General features: G+C 59.9%; 18 protein-coding genes and 2 pseudogenes. 8 read left to right on the plus strand and 12 right to left on the minus strand.

Annotated features, from left to right (window positions below; all coding sequences use genetic code 11):
- The first annotated feature begins 79 nt into the window (after window positions 1–79).
- The 4 genes from IVB22_RS40110 (at window position 80) to IVB22_RS40125 (ending at window position 4,417) form a co-directional block, all read left to right on the plus strand.
- On the plus strand, window positions 80–355 hold the full coding sequence (locus tag IVB22_RS40110) for a hypothetical protein (protein ID WP_247522653.1): 276 nt from the start codon (window positions 80–82) through the stop codon (window positions 353–355).
- A gap of 530 nt (window positions 356–885) precedes the next feature.
- Window positions 886–1,869, plus strand: a complete 984-nt coding sequence (locus tag IVB22_RS40115) for a glycosyltransferase family 2 protein (protein ID WP_247522654.1) — start codon at window positions 886–888, stop codon at window positions 1,867–1,869.
- A gap of 736 nt (window positions 1,870–2,605) precedes the next feature.
- Window positions 2,606–3,982: a hypothetical protein gene (locus IVB22_RS40120; RefSeq protein WP_247522655.1), complete on the plus strand. Its 1,377-nt coding sequence runs from the start codon at window positions 2,606–2,608 to the stop codon at window positions 3,980–3,982.
- 285 nt (window positions 3,983–4,267) lie between these two features.
- Complete coding sequence (locus tag IVB22_RS40125; RefSeq protein WP_247522656.1) at window positions 4,268–4,417, plus strand: hypothetical protein; 150 nt, start codon at window positions 4,268–4,270, stop codon at window positions 4,415–4,417.
- A 150-nt stretch (window positions 4,418–4,567) separates the two neighbouring features.
- Here the strand turns inward: IVB22_RS40125 and IVB22_RS40130 are convergent, their stop codons facing one another.
- Window positions 4,568–4,870, minus strand: a complete 303-nt coding sequence (locus IVB22_RS40130) for a hypothetical protein (RefSeq protein WP_247522657.1) — start codon at window positions 4,868–4,870, stop codon at window positions 4,568–4,570.
- A gap of 61 nt (window positions 4,871–4,931) precedes the next feature.
- Window positions 4,932–5,174 (minus strand): annotated as a pseudogene (locus IVB22_RS41780) (PilZ domain-containing protein); the annotation flags it as partial.
- A 445-nt stretch (window positions 5,175–5,619) separates the two neighbouring features.
- On the opposite strand from IVB22_RS41780, the gene IVB22_RS40140 reads away from it, so the two are divergent.
- Together IVB22_RS40140 and IVB22_RS42240 are read left to right on the plus strand one after the other, a co-directional pair.
- Complete coding sequence (locus tag IVB22_RS40140; RefSeq protein WP_247522659.1) at window positions 5,620–6,315, plus strand: hypothetical protein; 696 nt, start codon at window positions 5,620–5,622, stop codon at window positions 6,313–6,315.
- A gap of 1,269 nt (window positions 6,316–7,584) precedes the next feature.
- Window positions 7,585–7,698, plus strand: a pseudogene (locus IVB22_RS42240) (PEPxxWA-CTERM sorting domain-containing protein); the annotation flags it as partial.
- Window positions 7,699–7,703: 5 nt separating this feature from the next.
- Here the strand turns inward: IVB22_RS42240 and IVB22_RS40150 are convergent.
- The gene (locus tag IVB22_RS40150) at window positions 7,704–8,270 is read right to left on the minus strand and encodes a hypothetical protein (RefSeq protein ID WP_247522661.1); all 567 of its coding nucleotides are present in this window, start codon (window positions 8,268–8,270) and stop codon (window positions 7,704–7,706) included.
- A gap of 14 nt (window positions 8,271–8,284) precedes the next feature.
- On the opposite strand from IVB22_RS40150, the gene IVB22_RS40155 reads away from it, so the two are divergent.
- Window positions 8,285–8,689: a VanZ family protein gene (locus tag IVB22_RS40155; protein WP_247522662.1), complete on the plus strand. Its 405-nt coding sequence runs from the start codon at window positions 8,285–8,287 to the stop codon at window positions 8,687–8,689.
- 869 nt (window positions 8,690–9,558) lie between these two features.
- Here IVB22_RS40155 and IVB22_RS40160 read toward each other — a convergent pair.
- The 9 genes from IVB22_RS40160 to IVB22_RS40200 all read right to left on the minus strand — a co-directional run bounded on the left by IVB22_RS40160 (window position 9,559) and on the right by IVB22_RS40200 (window position 17,413).
- Window positions 9,559–10,176 (minus strand): A24 family peptidase, encoded by a 618-nt coding sequence (locus IVB22_RS40160; RefSeq protein WP_247522663.1) that lies wholly within the window; start codon window positions 10,174–10,176, stop codon window positions 9,559–9,561.
- The gene (locus IVB22_RS40165) at window positions 10,176–10,787 is read right to left on the minus strand and encodes a hypothetical protein (RefSeq protein ID WP_247522664.1); all 612 of its coding nucleotides are present in this window, start codon (window positions 10,785–10,787) and stop codon (window positions 10,176–10,178) included. The genes IVB22_RS40160 and IVB22_RS40165 overlap by 1 nt, the downstream gene beginning before the upstream one ends.
- Window positions 10,784–11,395: a type II secretion system protein GspM gene (gspM, locus tag IVB22_RS40170; protein WP_247522665.1), complete on the minus strand. Its 612-nt coding sequence runs from the start codon at window positions 11,393–11,395 to the stop codon at window positions 10,784–10,786. Before gspM ends, IVB22_RS40165 begins: the two co-directional genes overlap by 4 nt.
- Complete coding sequence (locus IVB22_RS40175; protein WP_247522666.1) at window positions 11,392–12,501, minus strand: PilN domain-containing protein; 1,110 nt, start codon at window positions 12,499–12,501, stop codon at window positions 11,392–11,394. Before IVB22_RS40175 ends, gspM begins: the two co-directional genes overlap by 4 nt.
- Before the next feature lie 329 nt (window positions 12,502–12,830).
- Complete coding sequence (locus IVB22_RS40180) at window positions 12,831–13,475, minus strand: prepilin-type N-terminal cleavage/methylation domain-containing protein (RefSeq protein WP_247522667.1); 645 nt, start codon at window positions 13,473–13,475, stop codon at window positions 12,831–12,833.
- On the minus strand, window positions 13,472–13,894 hold the full coding sequence (locus IVB22_RS40185) for a prepilin-type N-terminal cleavage/methylation domain-containing protein (protein WP_247522668.1): 423 nt from the start codon (window positions 13,892–13,894) through the stop codon (window positions 13,472–13,474). The genes IVB22_RS40180 and IVB22_RS40185 overlap by 4 nt, the downstream gene beginning before the upstream one ends.
- 20 nt (window positions 13,895–13,914) lie before the next feature.
- Window positions 13,915–14,355, minus strand: a complete 441-nt coding sequence (locus tag IVB22_RS40190; protein WP_247522669.1) for a GspH/FimT family pseudopilin — start codon at window positions 14,353–14,355, stop codon at window positions 13,915–13,917.
- The gene (locus IVB22_RS40195; protein WP_247522670.1) at window positions 14,352–15,617 is read right to left on the minus strand and encodes a type II secretion system F family protein; all 1,266 of its coding nucleotides are present in this window, start codon (window positions 15,615–15,617) and stop codon (window positions 14,352–14,354) included. Before IVB22_RS40195 ends, IVB22_RS40190 begins: the two co-directional genes overlap by 4 nt.
- 14 nt (window positions 15,618–15,631) lie before the next feature.
- Entirely contained in the window at window positions 15,632–17,413 is a 1,782-nt protein-coding gene (locus IVB22_RS40200) for a GspE/PulE family protein (RefSeq protein ID WP_247522671.1), read from the minus strand.
- A gap of 262 nt (window positions 17,414–17,675) precedes the next feature.
- On the opposite strand from IVB22_RS40200, the gene IVB22_RS40205 reads away from it, so the two are divergent.
- The gene (locus tag IVB22_RS40205; protein WP_247522672.1) at window positions 17,676–18,479 is read left to right on the plus strand and encodes a type II secretion system protein GspK; all 804 of its coding nucleotides are present in this window, start codon (window positions 17,676–17,678) and stop codon (window positions 18,477–18,479) included.
- Window positions 18,480–18,545: the final 66 nt, after the last annotated feature.

An 18,545-nucleotide genomic window follows, 5' to 3' on the forward strand; every position in this document is an offset into this window, starting at 1 on the left:
CAAGAAACGTTCTTGCAATAATGCGCGAAGGCACGGACTGGCAGCGAGGGTTGGATCGATTCGCTCTGAGCAATTGAGAATGGATCACGTTGCGAAAAGTTTGGCGAAGGGAAGCAACGATGGTTGGATCATGGAGCGCGCCCGCTACGTCGCCGAATGCCAGGTTCAACTTGAAAGAGTCAAAGTCCTGTCAGCTCAGACTATTCAAGAATTGATTTACACCAATCTGAATGATCAGAAGCAGGTCAATGCGATCTTGGGGCGGTTGAAGAAATTGGAAAGTTACGAACGCAGGGCCCGCTCACGAAGAAGAAATGCATTAAGAGCGGTTTGCTCAATCGCCGCAGAGGAGTAGCTCAACCGCGCTAGTCCGCGAGCAGCACGACCTAGAAACCGCGGCCGGCGGTCAAGGTCAGCCGCACGCCGGCACCGCCTGTGACCATCTACTGTGCAGGGCGCTTAAAAGACGGTTAACGTCAAGTACTCTCGGGAAAAATTCTCGGAGGCCCAACGTACGGGCGAGGGCTAAGCGCGCATTTGTTGCGTCGCTGCCCCGGCCGGGGTCACGTCAGGGTAAAGTAAACTGTGGCGAGGATTGGGATCCCGTAGGCTACTTTCAACCAACATCAGCCCGTCAGCCTTGCAGAGACCGAAGGCTCACGTCTCTGCAATTTACCCATCGTGCGCTATGCAAGAGTCCGCACATACAAAACGAATATCGATCCGCGACATGGCCGCCGGCGACGGCCCGCGAGGTCATTTAACGCGACCCACTCTGCTCCCGATCCACGTCGGAGGCGGCGGGCGAAGATCAAAGATGCCTTTTCTTTTCTGATCTGCGAGACTAATGATCGCCAATTGCCTTGAACCAACTGGTCTCCCGCCGTGAAATTGCTCGTTGTTATCGTTAATTACCGTGTCACCCATCTTGCGATTGATTGCCTGCATTCGGTCGCAAAGGAGGTCGCCAGCGTTCCCGGTATCCATGTCGCGATCTGCGAAAACGGGTCGGGAGATGATTCCGCCGCGCTCATCCAGCGGGCGATCGACGACAATGGCTGGTCATCCTGGTGCACGCTCACGGCACTCGAGGTAAATCTCGGATTTACCGGCGGCAATAATGCGGTCCTGCGTCCGGCGCTGGAATCGGCTGACAAGCCGCAATACTTCCTGTTGCTCAATTCCGATACGATCGTCCGGCCGAACGCATTCAAGGCGCTCGTCGACTTCATGGACAACAATCCGGACGTCGGCATCGCCGGCAGTCGCCTCGAGGACCCCGACGGCACGCCGCAACGATCCGCGTTCCGCTTTCAGTCACCGCTCGGAGAACTCGAAGGCAGCCTGAAGCTCAGGCCGGTGAGCAGGCTTCTAAAGCGTTGGATCGTAGCTCCTCCCGTGGTCGATCACACCTTCGAAACTGACTGGGTTGCGGGCGCCAGCATGATCATCCGGCGCGAGACTATGGAAGCGACCGGATTGCTCGACGAAGGCTATTTCACCTATTTCGACGACATCGACTATTGCTTCAATGCCAGGAAGCAGGGTTGGCCGACCTGGTACGTTCCGGCAAGCCACGTGGTCCACCTCGTCGGTCAATCGACCGGCGTGAACAATAAGCCCAAGCGTTTGCCGCCCTATCTCCTGGAAGCCCGCAGACGCCATTTCCTGAAGAATTACGGCGCGTTCTACGCCGCCATGGTCGACATTTGCAGAATTGCGGGCCTGTCGCTTTGGCGATTGCGGGTTCTACTTACCGGAAAGGAAGACACCACACCTCCGCAGCACCTTTCTGATTCAATCCGGCATAGCGTATTTTTGAAGGGCTTCAAGGTGACCGACGTCAAGAATCCAGCCTTGACCTCCTAAATTTTTCAACCCCGATCCGGGATTATTTACTGCCCACCGACGAAGAGATTGATCGAAGCCTGTTAAGTTTGCCCAAAAGATCGCTGCGATACCGAAAGAAATTGCGAACGAAGCTCGCCCCGCGGAGCCGCCGCCGGTCGCCTCCCGTGCGGCGCCGCCGGCCGCAGCCGAGGTTAGCAGCCAGAGCCTGCCTCCCCCGCTTCCCATCGGCAGGCAGCCCGATCCGGACATCCCGCCTGCCCCGCCTACCGACGCAGGCGGCAAAACAGGTTCGTAACGCAGAAGAAATCGCAGGAGGCATCATCATGAAGTCGCTGCGCAGCATCGATGGTTGCCCAGCACGCGGATTTATCGTTACGGTCTATGGATCAAATCCGTGGAACGCCATGCTGACAATACGACTGGAAGCCGGCCCCCCGCATCGATCGCGAGCTCTGGTGTTCGCGGGTGCACGACATCGGCGTGCGGCTCAGAAACGACTTCGACGTTGCTGATCAATCAACCATCTCGACAAACGGTTCGACGTAGTCGCTCTGTTCCAAGAGAGCTTGCGCCAGCGGAGCGCACGTCGGATATCCCTGATATGGCAGTCTCAGCCAACAATACCTCGCCTTCCGGATCTGGTCCGTTAGCTCAACCATTCCGCCTCCTGGGAATCGATCCTGGCGCAACAGCCTTGGAGATCGAGGCCGCTCTGGCTCGGGCACGAGAGACGCGTATCGCGCCGGAGAAGGACTTGGCGAAAGCCTATGCAAACCTCCTGGACCCTGTCCGGCGCCTGCCGGGCGAGCTCTCCTATCCCTTCGGCTGCACGCCCGATCGCGTCGATTTCTTTTACGCCGAACTGCCTGCCGACGCTTCCGACGAAGACATACTGCAAACGTCGGCTCAGTTTGCACCGCTCTCAAGGGCCAATTTCATTGCACGTTACGCGGCTCGCCGCGGCGCGTCGAGCGAACTGCTCCTTGCCTTGATTGACGCGCACAATTCCATCGATGCCATGGAAATCTATCAAGCCCTGCAGGCGCTCCGGCATCAAGCCGGCTGGGCCCCACCATCGCTAGCGAGCGTAAGGGATGGCTTGAACGATCTGCTCAACACACATTGCGTGGCCGTTATCGACGCCTACGACCCGGTCGAAAGTGCCGCAGGACCGCTGCTCGAGGCCACTCGCCGGATCCTTGCAACGCGCGAACAGCCGCTCATCCAGACGCATTCCCTCCTGCTGGCAGCCTATCGGCGCGCCATTGGAGAGATGCGCTCCAACGCTGACCAGCAGGTCGACAATGCCTGCCAATCGTTCGAGCAACGGCCGGACGATGCCTCCTCGATGAAGGGACTGGCCGAGGCGCTGCATCTGTGGGCCTCGTTCTGCGAGCCCGTGTTGTTGCTGGACGCGCACCAGGGGTTCAGCGAGCCGGAGATGAACGTCACTCCCGATCGCATCTTTGGCTTGCTCGGCGTTCTGAGCCGCCAACACCATTACCCCAGGGTGCAGGAGGTTCTGGATCACGCGCTTGACGCTTTCGGATCAATTCCGGATGCGGCCGCACGGCTCGATGAAGTCGGAGAAATACTGCGCGATATGCGGCGCGCCGCTTCGAACGATATCGGTCCGGACCAGGATCTTACGGTGCCTGCAGCAAACCGCGGCTTCCGTCACATCAAGAAAGCCATGCTCGCGGCTGCGGCGCTGCTGGCCATGCTTGGACTTCTGGGTGCGTACTGGACTCTGGAACTTGGAGCAACATTCTCTGTCGCCTCGGCACCTAATCCGCCTCAGCCGAAAACGGAACCGGAGTTGCTTCCCCCGGTCGGCAAAGGCCAACGCTTTCCGCGAGAATATGTTCGTTACTGTCATTTTCAGGAAGAACGGCTGCGTGTGGTCAAGCAGCAGGTCCGGGGGCCCGAAGACATCCGCGCCTATAACGCACTTGCAAATGACTACAATTCACGCTGCTCCGATTTCTTGTATCAGGACGAAGACTTCCGGCTTGTGAAGGAAGAAGTCATCGCGAAGCGAAAGCTTCTAGAAGCCGACGCGGAGCGCATCCTCTCGGCGTGGCCATGGCACAAGAATGCCGGCGGAGCACCGGCGGCATCGTCCAGATAAGCCGATTTCGCAACGTGCCGCGTATCAGGGTTGATCGTTCAGCATCCGTTCAGCGATCGTGCTGCCTTCTGCGAAATGGCGGCGATGGTTCGAGCATTCGAGATCGACGGTACATCACGCAAGCGCCAGAGCGAGGTTCCCGATTTAACGTTTTGCGCGGGTATCAAGCTTAACGCACGAGTTGCGTTGCGAACGACGCGCGGGAAACTATGGTTGTTTTTGAGTTACCGTATTCGGCCAAATTGATTGTATGAACTCGCGGAGTATTTCGTGAAGCGCCAGCGTTTGAGCAAACCAAAAGATATCAGGGAATTGCCGGTCGAGAAGTCGCTGAGCGACCGCTACGCAGAAGTGGTGAGGCTGCGCCAGGCGGTGTTCCGAACCCAGGCCGCGCTACGGGCGCCGGCCCATGTCAACCGGCTAGCCTCGAAGTAGCGTCATGCGCTCAGGCGCTGCCAGGTTCGTCTACCTGTTTGCCATCGCCGCAGCCATGATCGGCTGGTCGTGGCTGCTTCTGCATAGCCTCGCCTGGGCATTTGACTTCTAGGGCGTGCGGGCGAGATCGCGCCGGATCGAACCTTGCGCTTAATCGCAGACTCTCACCGATCTTTGCCGCCAGCCCCTGAGGGTCCATACCCGACGCAGCGCATAGCATGCACCATCGCCGCGGTAGGCCCATGGACCGTACTCGGCATACTCGCCATAGCCGAACGGATAATCGTAGCCATCGTCAAATGGATGACCGTAGAGGCGCGCGTAGCCATACCCGCCCGCATAGGCAAACCCGCGAAATCCCGGGGCGACGACAAACGTGCCGCCGGCCGCTGCGATCTCGGGGACGATCAGCGCGAGGACAAGCACAAACAGAGCTGAATGTGCCTTACGCATATTCCAGTGTCCTGGCGCCGCTCCGGGGTGCCGAATGTTGCGACCGGGCCGTGGCCAGCTGGTCGATGAACTGGGCGCCGAATTCGCATCCGATGCCCCACGCCAGGCGGCACAGGCGCGGACGGCCTGCTGAAAGGATCAGAGTGAACTCCGCAGGCATATCGAGATTTTCAACGATGACCCGCACACCGCCATCAGATATGTCTGTGATCGTGCAGTCGCGCGGCAGAGAACCGACCCCAAACTGAATTTTTGCCGTCCCGTGACAAGAGCGACGTTCGCTTTTTCGCCGGTCCGCAAACACCCTACCCGCCCGTCCTTGTTGATTTTGTCTTTCAGCAATCTTATCGAAAATCCGTTGGGTTTCGCCTAAACGATCGGTCCGCAATCGATAGTTTCCCTTATTGGAAAGTTTACCGCCACAGCTGGCCGACAAAGGCTTGGCAAAACCTGTGACTTTTCCGTCCCAAGGTAAGGTTAAAGATTCAATTATCTCGAAAGTAGCCCTGAACCGGTACAAAGTGCCAAAATGAGAAGGGCACAGCTATCAAACGCGGTATTGCGGCGATATGTATCGCGATCATTCAGCAGCTGGCATCACGAAGGGTTATTCAAACCGATCCAAATCTACGGCAGATTTACCGATGGATTTGTTTCCAGAAGCTCTTAAAAGTAGGAACCCGCCGAGGTTACTTGCACGGAAAAGCGTCATATATGGTTACTTTGCTTAATCACTTTGCGGTGGGGTTATGAATTTTCAACGCGTCATTGGCCTTGCGGACTACTATTCTCGCAGCAAAGGCAAGTTCTATCCTTGGGGTTTTGCGATGAACGGCATGACCTCCAGATTGGAGGCCACGCGCCAGATCATTCACGGGCTCGCCATTGATAGAATTGTCGAAACTGGAACATTTCGTGGCACGACGGCTGAATGGTTTGCTCAATTTGGCCTTCCATTCGAAACCGTCGAGCTTGCGGAACGCTATTGGACTTTTTCACGAGCCCGGCTGGCCAGATTCACGAACGCGAAAGTTTACTTGCAATCCTCGGTCCCATTCTTGAAGGAACGGATTGCCCTCGGATCGGTGGAGAAGGACGCTCGACAACTTTTCTATCTAGATTCTCATTGGGAAAATCATCTTCCCTTGCGGGAGGAACTCGAATTGATTTTCAGTCACTACACCAACGCCGTCGTCCTGATCGACGATTTCAAGGTGGAGGACGATGCGGGTTATGGCTTTGACCACTATGCGCCAGACAAGGAGTTGACCCTCGCCTATGTTCGGAGTTCCGGTCTCTCAAAACTATCTTGTTTCTACCCTACAACTCGATCAAAGGAAGAAACTGGAGCAAGAAGGGGTTGGGTGGTCTTGACTTCAAATCCCGGAATGGCCGAACAATTGAGGACGATGTCCTTGCTGCGAGAATATCCGCTCAAGACATAGATTCGGCAATTTGGAGCGGCGTCGTTTTCCAGATTGATTTCGGAGCTTATCTGGATGCAAGCACGGATCAGACAAATACTCCGTGTCATTGAAGGCGGGCCGGCGCATCTACGCTTGCCGACCAGATTTCATGCCATCGCCGGTTCTGATGATAGCGCGCCAAAGGCAGCCGCACCGACGTCGGACATCGGTCTTTGGGACCACTGATAAATGCGACCGTTTCACCTTCCGGGGTTCTTTGCCAAACAGGCGCGTGTTCGGCAACGATCGAAGGGCGACCAGCTTGCTTCGATAATAACCACCTCCCCGCGTCAGCCCCCGAGTTTTTGTCTCGTTTTTTTGACGATTTCGATCTTCCCACAGGTAGACATGGACCGTGCTCACAGGCGCCGCACGGGTCCGACGGCGCCATAAGGCGGAAAAACGTTTAATTGCCCTTGAAAAAATGATCTAAATTTTGGATCATATCCCGGCGCGACAAGCTTCGCCATTTCGATGGAATCATCTCCAGCATTAGAATGGCACGGCCGAGGCCGCTGTCTTGGTGGTCCGAATAGGGCTTGCCGCGAAATTGACCTTCCTGTTTCAAAAATGGACAAAAACAGCCTAAAAAACTGATAAACGAATGATTTGGAATGTTGTGCGCCGCCGCGGTTGACTTGGCTAGAATTCGCAGATATTAATATCTTATTAAATTCCAGGAGTGAAAAAATGAATAAGCTGCTCAAATTTACTGGCGCTGCATTAATTGGCGTTCTGCTGCAGAGCGGCGCCTCACAGGCGAATGTTCTTCTAAACAGCGGGTTTGAATCAGGGGATTTCACCAGTTGGACGGTGAATACCGGCGGTGACGTTAGCTATCCTCAGGTCGTTATTGCCTATAATCAAACTGGCGAATATCCGACCGGCGCGTTCGGGGAACCTATCCCCGCAGCTCCCAATGGTGGTAACTCTGGTGCTTACTTCGTTTCAGACACTGCCACCCAGTCGATCTCCCAGTCGATCAGCCTGACGCAGGGTCAGAACTACCAAGTGAGCTTCGAGATCTACTCCCCCAACAATGGCCGGAATAACCCATTCGATGCCACTCTCCAGTCGAGCGTGGACGGGGTGCTTTCCCCGCTTTTCACGGCCAAGACTTTGGCGAGCGGATGGACCCTCTACTCGGCTATTTTCGCGGCTAGTGCTGGTCCCTATACTTTCTCGCTGAATTTCGATGGACAGGGCATTCCTGCGGCTGACTTTGTGCTCGATAACGCGTCGGTGGCGGCTGTCCCTGAGGCATCGACCTGGGCGATGATGATCCTGGGCTTCGTCGGCGTTGGCTTCTTGGCCTATCGCCGTCGGGAAACTTCGAAGAAGATCGGCTTTCGTCTCGCTTGATGATTTCAGCCGTGTCTGAATTGGAAGCCGCCCAATTGGGCGGCTTCTTTTTTGTCCGGCGGCTGATCGTACAAGGCGAATTCTAGATCCAGCCGCGCCCACATCAGCGATTTTATTTTATTGATTAAATCGAGCCCATTTTTTAATCGGATTAATAGCAGAATTTTTGCGCCTAACGGGCTGATTTTGCAGTTAATTTCGAAGCAGATTAGGAACCGTCGCAAGGAAATCTTGTTTCGGATGTTTAATTCAGTGCGCTCTTGAGCTTGGTCCTCGGTGGGAGGCTTGTGCATGTTCCAGTAGGACGAACAGCCATCATAACCATGGTAGCACCAACCCAACTGCGCATGCTCGCCAAGCCCGGAAGGATGGTCGTAAGAAACGTTGGGCCCGTGACCATACGCGCCAGCGTAGAGCCCGAAAAAGCAAGCGCTCCCCGACCGTCGTCCTCCGCGTTGCTCGCGCGTAATCCTGCAGTCAGCCATGAGGATCGACACGCGAAACCATTCACCCGGGTGTTTCGCCACGGTAAGGTTAAGCCACCAATTCATTCGCGCGGAAGCGAACGCCATTGCACAAGTTCAGCATGAACCGGAAAATCGTCACCCAATTAATTACGATAGCTGCATGGGTTGCCATCACCGCGATCGCTTACGCGACGCTGACGCACGTCGGGTTCGTGTACTCGATCTATTTCAAGCTTGCACCGATCTTGATGGGTCCGGAAATGAGGACTTATGCCCATTTCGAGCATGTCCTGGCGTTCGCCGTGCTCGGCGCGTTGTTTGCCTACGCCTACCCCCAAAAACTGCTGCTGGTTTGTTGTGTGGTGCTCGGCGGCGCCGTCCTTCTCGAACTTGCGCAGACCATGACGACGGACCGGCATGGCACAATGGTCGATGCGCTGGAGAAAATGGCAGGCGGAGCGGCCGGCATCCTTTTCGCGAGGATCACGCATCGGCTGTGGTTCGCCAAGGATAAACCGTCCTGAGCGATTGACGGGCCTTCCTGACTTAAGCCGCTGGTTGCGGCTGTAAAATGCCCAATTCCCGATATGATGCTTCGCCGCGGCTAGCAGTCCGATCTCACGTCAGGGTCCCAACTCCAAATAAGCGCCAGGGTGATAGCCGTGAGGTGCACGTGCAACGAAGTGTTATCCCCACCGGAGATTGACTCTAATTAAACAAACGTGTTTAGGGATAATACAACCAATAATAAATGGGGAATTATGCGATTTTCGTCGCTGGGTTTGATCACTCGGAACTGCGCTTGCGCTGACCTCTTTTGTCAGCAGCGGCTCGGCAGTCGTCACGTTTAATCAGAATCTGGCCTCGGGCTGGACTCAGGGAAGCGGCACCAGCAACGGATCCTCTTGCCGAAACTTCGGGAGAAGCCAGCGCACGGGGCTGTAGGCCTACAAATTGTGACGGGTGAAGTTGCGGCAACCAACGCTTGCCCGGCCCGAAAAATACCGGCCATGCGATATTCTACACCGTGAGCAAAGATTTCTTAGGCAAAGATTCGGTTCAAGTCGAATTCGAAACGAGCGATAACAGGATACCAGTCTGAGCTTTTGATTACCGTCGAGGCAGCCGGCGAAAAGTAGGTCGAAGTCTCCCAAACCTCCGGCATGCCCATAGTCCACAGCCAATCCGATAATCAGCTTAGTTTTCGCAATCGATGCGTCGCGCCTTTCCGGCATTATGATACCTATTTCATCTGCTCGCGAAACAGTCGATTTTTGGCAGAACGAAGCCAATTTTGTCTACGGCCGTGGCGGGCGTTCGGCGCCGGCGGCATTTGACCGCCAGGATCTACAGCGTGCAGCGTGCTTTGGTTTAGTCGGGATCGTATCGTCCTTTAAATCGGCTGCGGTCCCAAAAGCCAGACCCACCAAAGGCCGACGGCAAGGTGAGGCCCAAACGAGATGGCCTGCTTGCCGTGCAGGTCATGTCCTTGCGCTCTCAGGATCAGCAAACTGACCAGAGCGGAGACCACCGCGATCAACAGCAGGCCGGGAATTCCTTCCGCGCCGATCCAAAGGGTGCCCGCCGCGACGAACTTGACGTCGCCGAAACCCAGGCCGTCAAAACCCCGCAGCCAGCGATAGCCGGCGCGGAACAGCGACGCGGCAGCAAAGACCAGCACAGCCTCAAATCCACGCCACCAGAAGTCCGCCGGGCCCCACAGATAGGCCTGTAGTGCGCCGCCGGCGGCCAGCGCCAGGACCATGCTGTCCGGAATGATCCCGTAGCGGCCGTCAATGGCGCAAACAGCGGCCAACAGAACGACGAGGTAGCAGCCTGCGATGGTGGGCAGTGCCCAGGCGGGATCGCCTGCAAGGCCGATGGCGAACCAGACCGCGCCGGCGATCAAGGCCCATGCCACGACAACGTATGGCCGCCCTGGCGAGCGCCATGCCAGCGCTTCGCCAAAAAAGCGGCTGGTACGGTCACTGGTCTTGCGGAGCGCGCGCATCATCTCCCGCTCGCATGCAGGGGCACCGTCAACTTCTCGCTCTGCCCCTCCAACACGACGTGCTCGGGGGTCACCGCGGCGACGCGCCAGCCGTCGATTTGCCCATTGACCTGAACCCACACGCCCAGCGGACTTTGCGTCGTGACCAGGAACGCCTTCGCCAACCCGTCGCTCATGAACACCCCCTTGAGGGTGATCCCTGCGTCCAAGGTCGCCATCGGCGGCGGTGGCGCGGCGACCGGCTCGGCCGCAACAAAACCCTGCCGGTTCCGTGAGAACAACGGGCGCTGCACGATATTCTCAAAGCCCGCGGCGGCGCGCGCTTCGGAGGCCTTGGCGACCGGTCCACTTCTGCCAAACCAGGTCGGGGCCGTGACCGTCGAAAGCTCAAGCGAAATCACCGCGCTTAGTGTCATCACGCCGACCAGTCCGATCCAGGCCGCAAAGCCCACGATGAGAACGCGCGTCGCAGGCCGCAGCGCCGTCAATTCGCTCCGGCTGGGCAGGTCGGTCCGCCCGAGCATGGCGGCAAGCCTGGACGCCGCGAATTGCCGCGGTGAACCGGTCATGCCCGACAGCCGAAGCTGGACCATTTGCGCCAACGACGTCATGGCATCCGCTCCGCCGGAGCCGATCCAGGGCCGGCTTGCCGGCCGCCCATGGCTGCCTCTCTGCCGGAAGGCTGCGAACCGTTGCGGATAGCTCCTTGAACCCTGAGCTCGGCCCTGATCGGACCGTCCTCCCCGTCCGCCAGGCTGCGGAACGAGGCCGAGGGGACGAACAATAGCGGCGTCTGGTTCTCGATCGCAAAGATCATGTCCCTGATGGCCTTCAGCGGCCCTTCGAGCTCTACGCTGACGACAATCATGTGCAACGGGTGGGACCGCCCGCCCTGCAACCCTCGGATAGCGAGCAGGTTGACGCCGGCATTCGTCGCCATCGACTTCAGGCTGGCCTGCAGGTCGGCGCTGGCGACGCGCTCCTCGCTGCCGGAAAGGAAAGGATCGCCGGACCGCCCGACGCTGCCGGCCGACTTCTTTGCCGCGCGGGTCACGGTCTGGAAATGCGCAAGCTGCGCCGCATTGTCCGAAATGTCTTCGCCCCTGCCGGCAAAGTGCGCCATGATCGGTGCAAGGAAGAAGATGACGACAAAGAGTATCGCGGCAGCATTGAAGGCCAGGAACGGCGTGCCGCGCGCCAATTTCAGATTCTGAATCATGGCGCAGCCCGGGATCTCGCGGTCGCCGCACGCGCGCCACGCAGCTTGAACACGATGCTGAAGCGATCCTTGCGCTCGTTCGCATCCGGCGTAATCGCAGAACTCAGCGTCGCGCCCGAAAACAGCGGAGACTGGTCAATGATGCGAACCAGACGTGCGGCATCCGCCGAAAACCCTGACAGCGTCACCGTGCCGTCGGCGATGCGGGTTTCGGTCAGAAAAGTATGTTCGGGCAGAATACGCGACAGCTCGTCCCACACCGCAAGGATGCCGGTCTCAGCCTTCATTGCGAACAAGCGCGCCGCAGGATCCAGGCCGTCGCGACCGCTTTGAGCTGATAGCCGGGCCTCAGCAACTGCCGTCTCCAGCGCGGCGGCAACGCTGGCCTGGCGCCATTCGAACACGATCAGGCCAAGCAGGACGGCGCCGAGCGCGGCGACTGCCAGCAGCCGAACCGCCCGCAGCGCCCACGCCGGATCTTCGTCACTGACGGCGCGGAACGTGATGACGTGCGCGGCCTCGCCGCCGGCGTCTGCCACCGCCAGACAGTCGACATCCCGCGACGCCAGACCGAGCTCCGCTAAAGCCGCCTCGGCGCGATCACGCCTGATAATCCAGTGACACATCGGAACGACGCCATCGGATTCCTCTCCGACAGCGGTTGCGGCATGCCAGATATCCGAAAGCTGGAATGGCGTTCGCCGCAATATGTCCTGGTCAAGGATCTTGGGCAGGGCGCCAAAGGCCGCCTTGGGCACACTCAACTCGCGCAGAAAGAAAAGCTCGCGCGAAAGCACCGGCGCCACGGTCGTCGCATCCCGCGACGCGCCCTGCTCGGTGAGCCACTGCTCGAGTGCGGCCGCGTTGAAAAGCGGCGATGGAATCCGGATTTCCCCGGGACCCGTGGCAGACACCAAGCGGCATGTGATGCTGTCGCCATCCCGCCAAAGCGTGACCTGCGGCCTCGCCTCGCCCTCGGCCCATTCGCGCCAGCGCGCAGGAACCGCGTCACGCAGGCCCGACAGCCACCATTGCGCAAAGCCCTTGCCCCACGCCGTGAGGACGTGGAGGCCACCGGCGCGGGCTGGCAGATCGGCGACAGGCATGATCGTCACTTGCGTGATCGGGACATTCGATTCGAATGCGCGAAGCCTATTTACTAATTCTTTACGAAGAGTAACGAGCGGCCGTTCACTGGCTGCGTGAGGTGCCCGGCGGTCCTCAGTCCGTGCTTCAACTGGGTTTGATCATTCGTTTACCGTCTTGTTTAGACGCGATTATTCGAAACTTGGGCGGCACGCCTCAGCGCCCAGACGCAAAATCGTCAAAACAACCCCATGCAAAGTAGGATGGGCCCCGGCTCGCAGCACTCACGCCGCTTGCATCCGGGGCACGAGATGGTCCGTCGTCACGGCCCAACCTGATCTCATCTGCTCTATCCTTGACGCAGGGCCACGACGGTGGCGGGCTCGTTGCGCCGCTCGTCCTCAAATTCAATCCGGATCGAGACCAGATCCGGCAGCCGCTCGGCGCGAACCCAATCGGCGCGCCAAGCCGGCTTTACCTTCGGGTCGATGGTGCCGAAATACCCAAGACGAACTTCGCGTACGCCGCGGAGCACCACGACGCGCGTTGGCCACGGTTCGGGATTCTCCTTCGCGAGGCCGCCCTTGAGTAGGACGAAATCGACGACGATATCGCCGCCGCTCCGCCGCAAGACGATCTTGTGCGACCCGCCTCGCAACGACCGTCCCTCGCTCAACCCCACGAAGGAAACCACCTCACCGCGACCGTCGAACCCGATGGCGTCTTTCGGCCCTGCCCCGTCAAACCGGACTGGGAGCGCGGACCCCACCAGCGCGGCGACGGTCTGGATCGCGGCACTGGTCTCACTCACGATCTCGCTCGCGCGATCGGCGCCGAAAGCCTGCCGCGCCATCGACAGCCCGCCGGCCAGAAAGCCTGTCAGGATCGCCAGGATGGCAAGCGACAGGAGCAGCTCGATCAACGTCAGCCCCTGCTCGCCCCTCCGGCGCGCAGCAACGCGGGCGATCAGCCGGCTGCGGACCGCGCGCGTCATGGCTTCGCCTCGCTCGCAAGCTTCAACGCCGCGAGCTTGATGGCGGTGCCGTCCGGCGCCTCGACGGCTATTTCAACCCAGAACGACTGCAAGGCGCCATTTGCAGGCGCAGGCCGCGCGCCTTGCGCCGATCGCGTATCGCCGGCGGGACGAAGTTCCGTGACGGTCTGCCGCCACCGGAATTTGTTCGCAACCAACCCCTCCCGGTAGCCCGGCGCAAGCGCCTCGGAAATTCCGGCGGCTTCGAGACGCGACTGTGCAACCCGCAACGCACTGCGATTGACCTGCGTGCGCGCATCGGAACGCATCGCCATCACCACGCCGGTCGATATTGCACCGAGCCCCAGCGCCAGGATGACGAAGGCAACGAGGATTTCGATTAGCGCAAAACCTCGCTCGCCATCGCGCCTTGTCAACATTCGTCTGGATCGCGCGCCCATCATTGGATCAACCGCGGTTCGCCGGTCAGCCAGTTGACGGCGATGCGCGCCGATCGCCCATCCAGCGTCAACGCGATCTCGCCGCCGGAAGACTGGCCGTCCGGATAGAATCTGATACCGCCGAGATCGCCGGAACGTTCGGTCTCGGCCACCACCACCGCGGCAATCATTCCACGCGGCAGATTGTGCATGGAATTCGGCAGGCCGAACCGGCCTTTCTCCACGTCGATCCGGAACAGCGTTTCGGCATTGCTCGACATCGCCTGCGCGCGGGCCAATTGAAGCGTCGCCGTGACGGAGCGCGCCGTGACGGCGACACGCGTGGCCACGGCCTTCGGTTTGGCGGACAGCGTGCCGGCAAGGACAAGCCCGATGATCCCGATGACGACGAGCAATTCGGCCAGCGTGAACCCGGCGGACGATCGTGCGGGGCGTCTCATTGGAAAGCGAGATTGTTGATCGACAGCACGGCGCTCATCACATGCATGATGAGCCCACCGATGCTTCCGCCGATGACAAGCGTCAAAGCCGGCGTCAGCAGGCTGACCATGCGCTCGATGCGCCGCTGCAGGTCGGCCTCGATCACGCTTGCCACCTGAATGAGCATGGGGCCGAGCTGACCGGATTCCTCTCCGACGGCGACGAGACGAAGCGATGCCGGTGGCAACAGACCGTCCCCCTCGAAGGCGCGGTGCAGCGGCGTGCCTTCCGGAACACGCTTGATCGCGTTTTCGTAGAGCGCATTCAGGTGCCGGTTGGTGACGAGCGCACGGGCGGTCTGCATCGCAGACATCAACGGCACCCTTGCGACGAGCAGCGTGCCGAGCGCCCGCGCAAAGCCACCGGCTTCGCGGTTTCGAATGAGCGCGCCAATCACCGGCGCCGAGCATTTCAAGCGATCGGCACCGAGCATGACTTCCGGATTTTGCTTCGCCTTGCCCCACAATACGAAACCCGCTGCGCCGCAAAGAGCGACTGCCAGCAGGACGATCAGCCAGTTGTCCTGAACCTCCTCGAAGAAATGCAGGATGCCCGGAAGCGGAAGGCCGGCATCGACGAAGATCGGCGAGATGCTGGGTATCAGCACGAACACGATGACCACGACCGATACCAGCGACATCAAGATCAGGATCAGGGGATAGACGAGCGCGGAGGCAATCTTGTTGCGAATCTCGAGCCGGCGCGCCAGCAATTCGGCGATCTGCTTGAGGACCTGCCCGGTGACACCTCCGGCTTCGCCGGCAGCCAGAATGGCCCGGTAGTCCGAGGGAAACACGTCCGGTCGTTGCGCCATCGCCTCCGAAAGCTGCAATCCGGCCAGCACGTCCTTGAGAAGCCCGTTGGCAAGACGCGCGGTTTTCGGCGCGGCGCCCGGCCCTGCGATGATCCGGAACGCGGCATCGAGCGTCAGCCCGGAATTGGTCAGCGAAGCCAGCTCAACCGTAAAGGCGGTCAGCTCCTTCAGGCTGAAGCGGTTTGACTGAACGAGCTCCCGTTTCCAGATCGACGTCTCCGTTTCGCGCGCTGGAGCGGATGGCTGTCCCGAGCGTTCCGCCGTCCGGTCGGTCACGCCGTAGGTTTCGAACGGCGTCAGCCCCGAGCCGTAGAGCGCGTCGATAGCCGCATCGAGGCCTTCGGCAACGATCGTCCCTACGGTGACCGCGCCTCGTTCCGTGTAAGCCTTGTAGTGAAAAGTTGCCACGGGCCGTGCTCCCTTCAGGACGCGCGGGTTACGCGAAGGACTTCTTCAAGCGAAGTCTCGCCGGCCCCGACCTTCAGCAAGCCGTCTTCGTAGAGCGAGTGAAAGCCTGCTTCACGCGCGATCTGCTCGATCGCACGCTGATCCTGGCTTCGTCTTCCGATCGTTTCGCGGATGGCATCGTCGATTACCAGCAGCTCCGAAATCGTCGTGCGGCCGCTATAGCCGGTATTGCCGCACGCCTCGCAGCCAACCGGCTCCCGGCTGTGCGACCAATCTATTCGCGGATTGCCTGCTATCGCCATCTTGAGCTTGCCATGCGCGCGCTCGCCGTCGCTGTGCAGTCGCGAGCAGACCGGACAAAGCTTTCTGACCAGGCGCTGCGCCATCACTCCCGCGATCGTCGAGGCGAGAAGGTAGCGTTCCAGTCCGATGTCGATCAGGCGCGTAATCGCGGCAATCGCGCTGTTGGTGTGCAAGGTCGAGAACACCAGATGGCCGGTCAGCGCTGCCTGGATGGCGATCCGCGCGGTTTCGAGATCGCGGATTTCGCCGATCATGACGATATCAGGGTCCTGGCGCAGGATCGAGCGAAGCGCCGTGGGGAAGTCGAGACCGATCTGCGGCTGGACCTGGATCTGGTTGATCCCGGAGAGCTGATACTCGATCGGATCTTCCACGGTGAACAGCTTCAGTTCGGGTCGATTGAGATCCTTCAACGCAGTGTAGAGCGTCGTCGTCTTACCGCTGCCGGTCGGACCGGTGACCAGAATGATGCCGTTCGGAAGCGCCATCAGGCGCTGGAGACATGCTTGCGTCCTGCCGTCGAGCCCGAGCTTGGTGAAATCCAGCTCCACCCGGGTTCGATCGAGAATTCTCATCACGACGCTTTCGCCGAACACCGTCGGCAAGGTCGAGACACGAATGTCGATCTCGACGCCGCGAACCACGGTCTTTATACGGCCGTCCTGCGGCAAACGCCGCTCGGCGATGTCGAGCTTGGCCATGATCTTCACGCGCGTCGTCAGCGCTGCGCGCAGCGTCGCGGGCACGAGACGCTCCTGCTGCAAGAATCCGTCAACGCGGAATCGAACGGCGACGGCATCGCGTCCGGGCTCGATGTGCACGTCGGACGCGCCACGCTCGACGGCCCTCGCAATGATCTGATTCACCAGCCGGATGACCGGCGCTTCGTTGGCGATATCGCGCAGACGCTCGACGTCGAATTCGCTGCCGTCGTTGCCTGATATCGCGATGTCGTCGGTTTCCTCAGGCGGCATCTCGGACGCCGCGACCTGATACAGCGTCCGCAAGGCGCGCTCGATTTCCGCCGGCGCAATCACGGCGAGCTCGACGCGCACGTCGAGCATGTAGCTGATGGCCTTTACGGACTCGTCGACAAAGGGATCGGCGGTGGCGATCAACAGGCGCCGGCCGTCGAACGAGATCGGCAGGATCCGATTAGTCTTGAGGAAAGAGAACTGCAAGCGATCCGCCAGGACGGGCCGGGCCGGGAGATCCACAGGTTCGATCAGAGGAAGACCGCAATAGGTGGCGTAGGCCAGACAGAGGTCGGCCTCGGAAATCAGACCAAGCTTGACCAGTACGAGATCGAAACGCTCGGAAGCCGCTTCGGCGGCCCGCCGGGCCCGGCCGACGGCGGCGGCATCGACCAGGTCCTTGCCGACCAGAAGGTCGGAGAACGCCTGCGCGAAGCCGGCGTCCCTTGGCCTCGGCCATTCCGTTCCCCGGCCTGGAGGCGCGGCCGGGCGCAACAATTGCTGGATATCGAATGACATTCGCGCGCTCGGCGGTGGGGTCTGCGTCCGCGCGATTCTAGGGGGTTTTGATTAACACAAGCTGTTTGACGCTTTGTTTGCCATTCCCGCGTAAATATCAGCCGAAGATGCAAGGTCAGGTCCGCTGGCCGGCCCAGCAAGGCTTATCGACGTGGCAAACCGGCCAAAGGCTCGAACCAACCGACGTCCTGTCCCCGACCGACCGGAACGCCCTTCCCTGCCTCGCTCCAGGGCCAGCCAATCGGGCTTCGCGCTGGTCGCCGTGATCTGGACTTTGGGCCTGATTACGCTGCTTGGAATGGCTGTCATCGTCGGCGCGCGTTACCGCACCAAGACGTCGTCGAACTACGCTTCGGTGACCGCAGCCGAGATGGCGGCAGAGAGCGCCGTCAATCTGGCGATTGCCACGGCGCTGACTGCTGCGCCCGAACAAGCCGTTAATTTTCCGTTACGGTGCCGGTTGCCCGGCGGCGAACGCGCCACGATCACGGTCGAGGAAGAGACCGGAAAAATCGACCTGAACACGGCGAGCGCGGCCGCATTGACGCGCCTCTTCACCGCGCTCACCGGCGATCAGTCGCGAGGCACGCGCATCGCCGCGCAGATCATCGAATTCCGCAAACCGAAGGCGCAGATCACACCAGCCGCAGGGCCTGCTGAAACGCGCTTCACGACCGTGATGCAACTGGACCAGATCGACGGCATGTCGCCCCGGTTGTTTCGGACAGCGCTTCGCCATGTCACGGTTCGCTCGGGACGGCCGGAGCCTGACATGGAAGCCGCCTCCCCCGCCATGCTTAGACTGCTCAATGTCGAGCCGAAGCAGGCGACCGCCAAGCGAGGGCTGCCCACAGGCGGCAGCATGACCATCCGCGCGGACATCAGCGCCTTGGACGGCACGCGCTTCATACGCGAGGCACTGGTCTCGCTGGAGGGCGGTAACGGGCGCCCCTACGTCATCCGCGAATGGCGGCGCGGGGATATCGATTCATCAAGCCCGCGGCAGGAGCGCCCCCAAGGCGCTGCGCGCGCATGCCTGCGTGTTCGCGAAGCAGCAGCAAGCTGACCTTCCGCACGACTCAAAGCTGCAGCTAGGGTGCGTACTCATAAAGTCGGTTGCTGCGAGTCGGCC

It is taken from the genome of Bradyrhizobium sp. 190, assembly GCF_023073415.1.
In the GTDB taxonomy this organism is placed as follows: Bacteria; Pseudomonadota; Alphaproteobacteria; order Rhizobiales; family Xanthobacteraceae; genus Bradyrhizobium.

What these genes read in the sequence shown, in the direction of transcription:
- IVB22_RS40110 (WP_247522653.1), top strand. Translation starts at nt 80, where the DNA reads ATGGATCACGTTGCGAAAAGTTTGGCGAAGGGAAGCAACGATGGTTGG.
- IVB22_RS40130 (WP_247522657.1), bottom strand. Translation starts at nt 4,870, where the DNA reads ATGCGTAAGGCACATTCAGCTCTGTTTGTGCTTGTCCTCGCGCTGATC.
- IVB22_RS40140 (WP_247522659.1), top strand. Translation starts at nt 5,620, where the DNA reads ATGAATTTTCAACGCGTCATTGGCCTTGCGGACTACTATTCTCGCAGC.
- IVB22_RS40150 (WP_247522661.1), bottom strand. Translation starts at nt 8,270, where the DNA reads ATGGCGTTCGCTTCCGCGCGAATGAATTGGTGGCTTAACCTTACCGTG.
- IVB22_RS40155 (WP_247522662.1), top strand. Translation starts at nt 8,285, where the DNA reads ATGAACCGGAAAATCGTCACCCAATTAATTACGATAGCTGCATGGGTT.
- IVB22_RS40160 (WP_247522663.1), bottom strand. Translation starts at nt 10,176, where the DNA reads ATGCGCGCGCTCCGCAAGACCAGTGACCGTACCAGCCGCTTTTTTGGC.
- IVB22_RS40165 (WP_247522664.1), bottom strand. Translation starts at nt 10,787, where the DNA reads ATGACGTCGTTGGCGCAAATGGTCCAGCTTCGGCTGTCGGGCATGACC.
- gspM (WP_247522665.1), bottom strand. Translation starts at nt 11,395, where the DNA reads ATGATTCAGAATCTGAAATTGGCGCGCGGCACGCCGTTCCTGGCCTTC.
- IVB22_RS40175 (WP_247522666.1), bottom strand. Translation starts at nt 12,501, where the DNA reads ATGCCTGTCGCCGATCTGCCAGCCCGCGCCGGTGGCCTCCACGTCCTC.
- IVB22_RS40180 (WP_247522667.1), bottom strand. Translation starts at nt 13,475, where the DNA reads ATGACGCGCGCGGTCCGCAGCCGGCTGATCGCCCGCGTTGCTGCGCGC.
- IVB22_RS40185 (WP_247522668.1), bottom strand. Translation starts at nt 13,894, where the DNA reads ATGTTGACAAGGCGCGATGGCGAGCGAGGTTTTGCGCTAATCGAAATC.
- IVB22_RS40190 (WP_247522669.1), bottom strand. Translation starts at nt 14,355, where the DNA reads ATGAGACGCCCCGCACGATCGTCCGCCGGGTTCACGCTGGCCGAATTG.
- IVB22_RS40200 (WP_247522671.1), bottom strand. Translation starts at nt 17,413, where the DNA reads ATGTCATTCGATATCCAGCAATTGTTGCGCCCGGCCGCGCCTCCAGGC.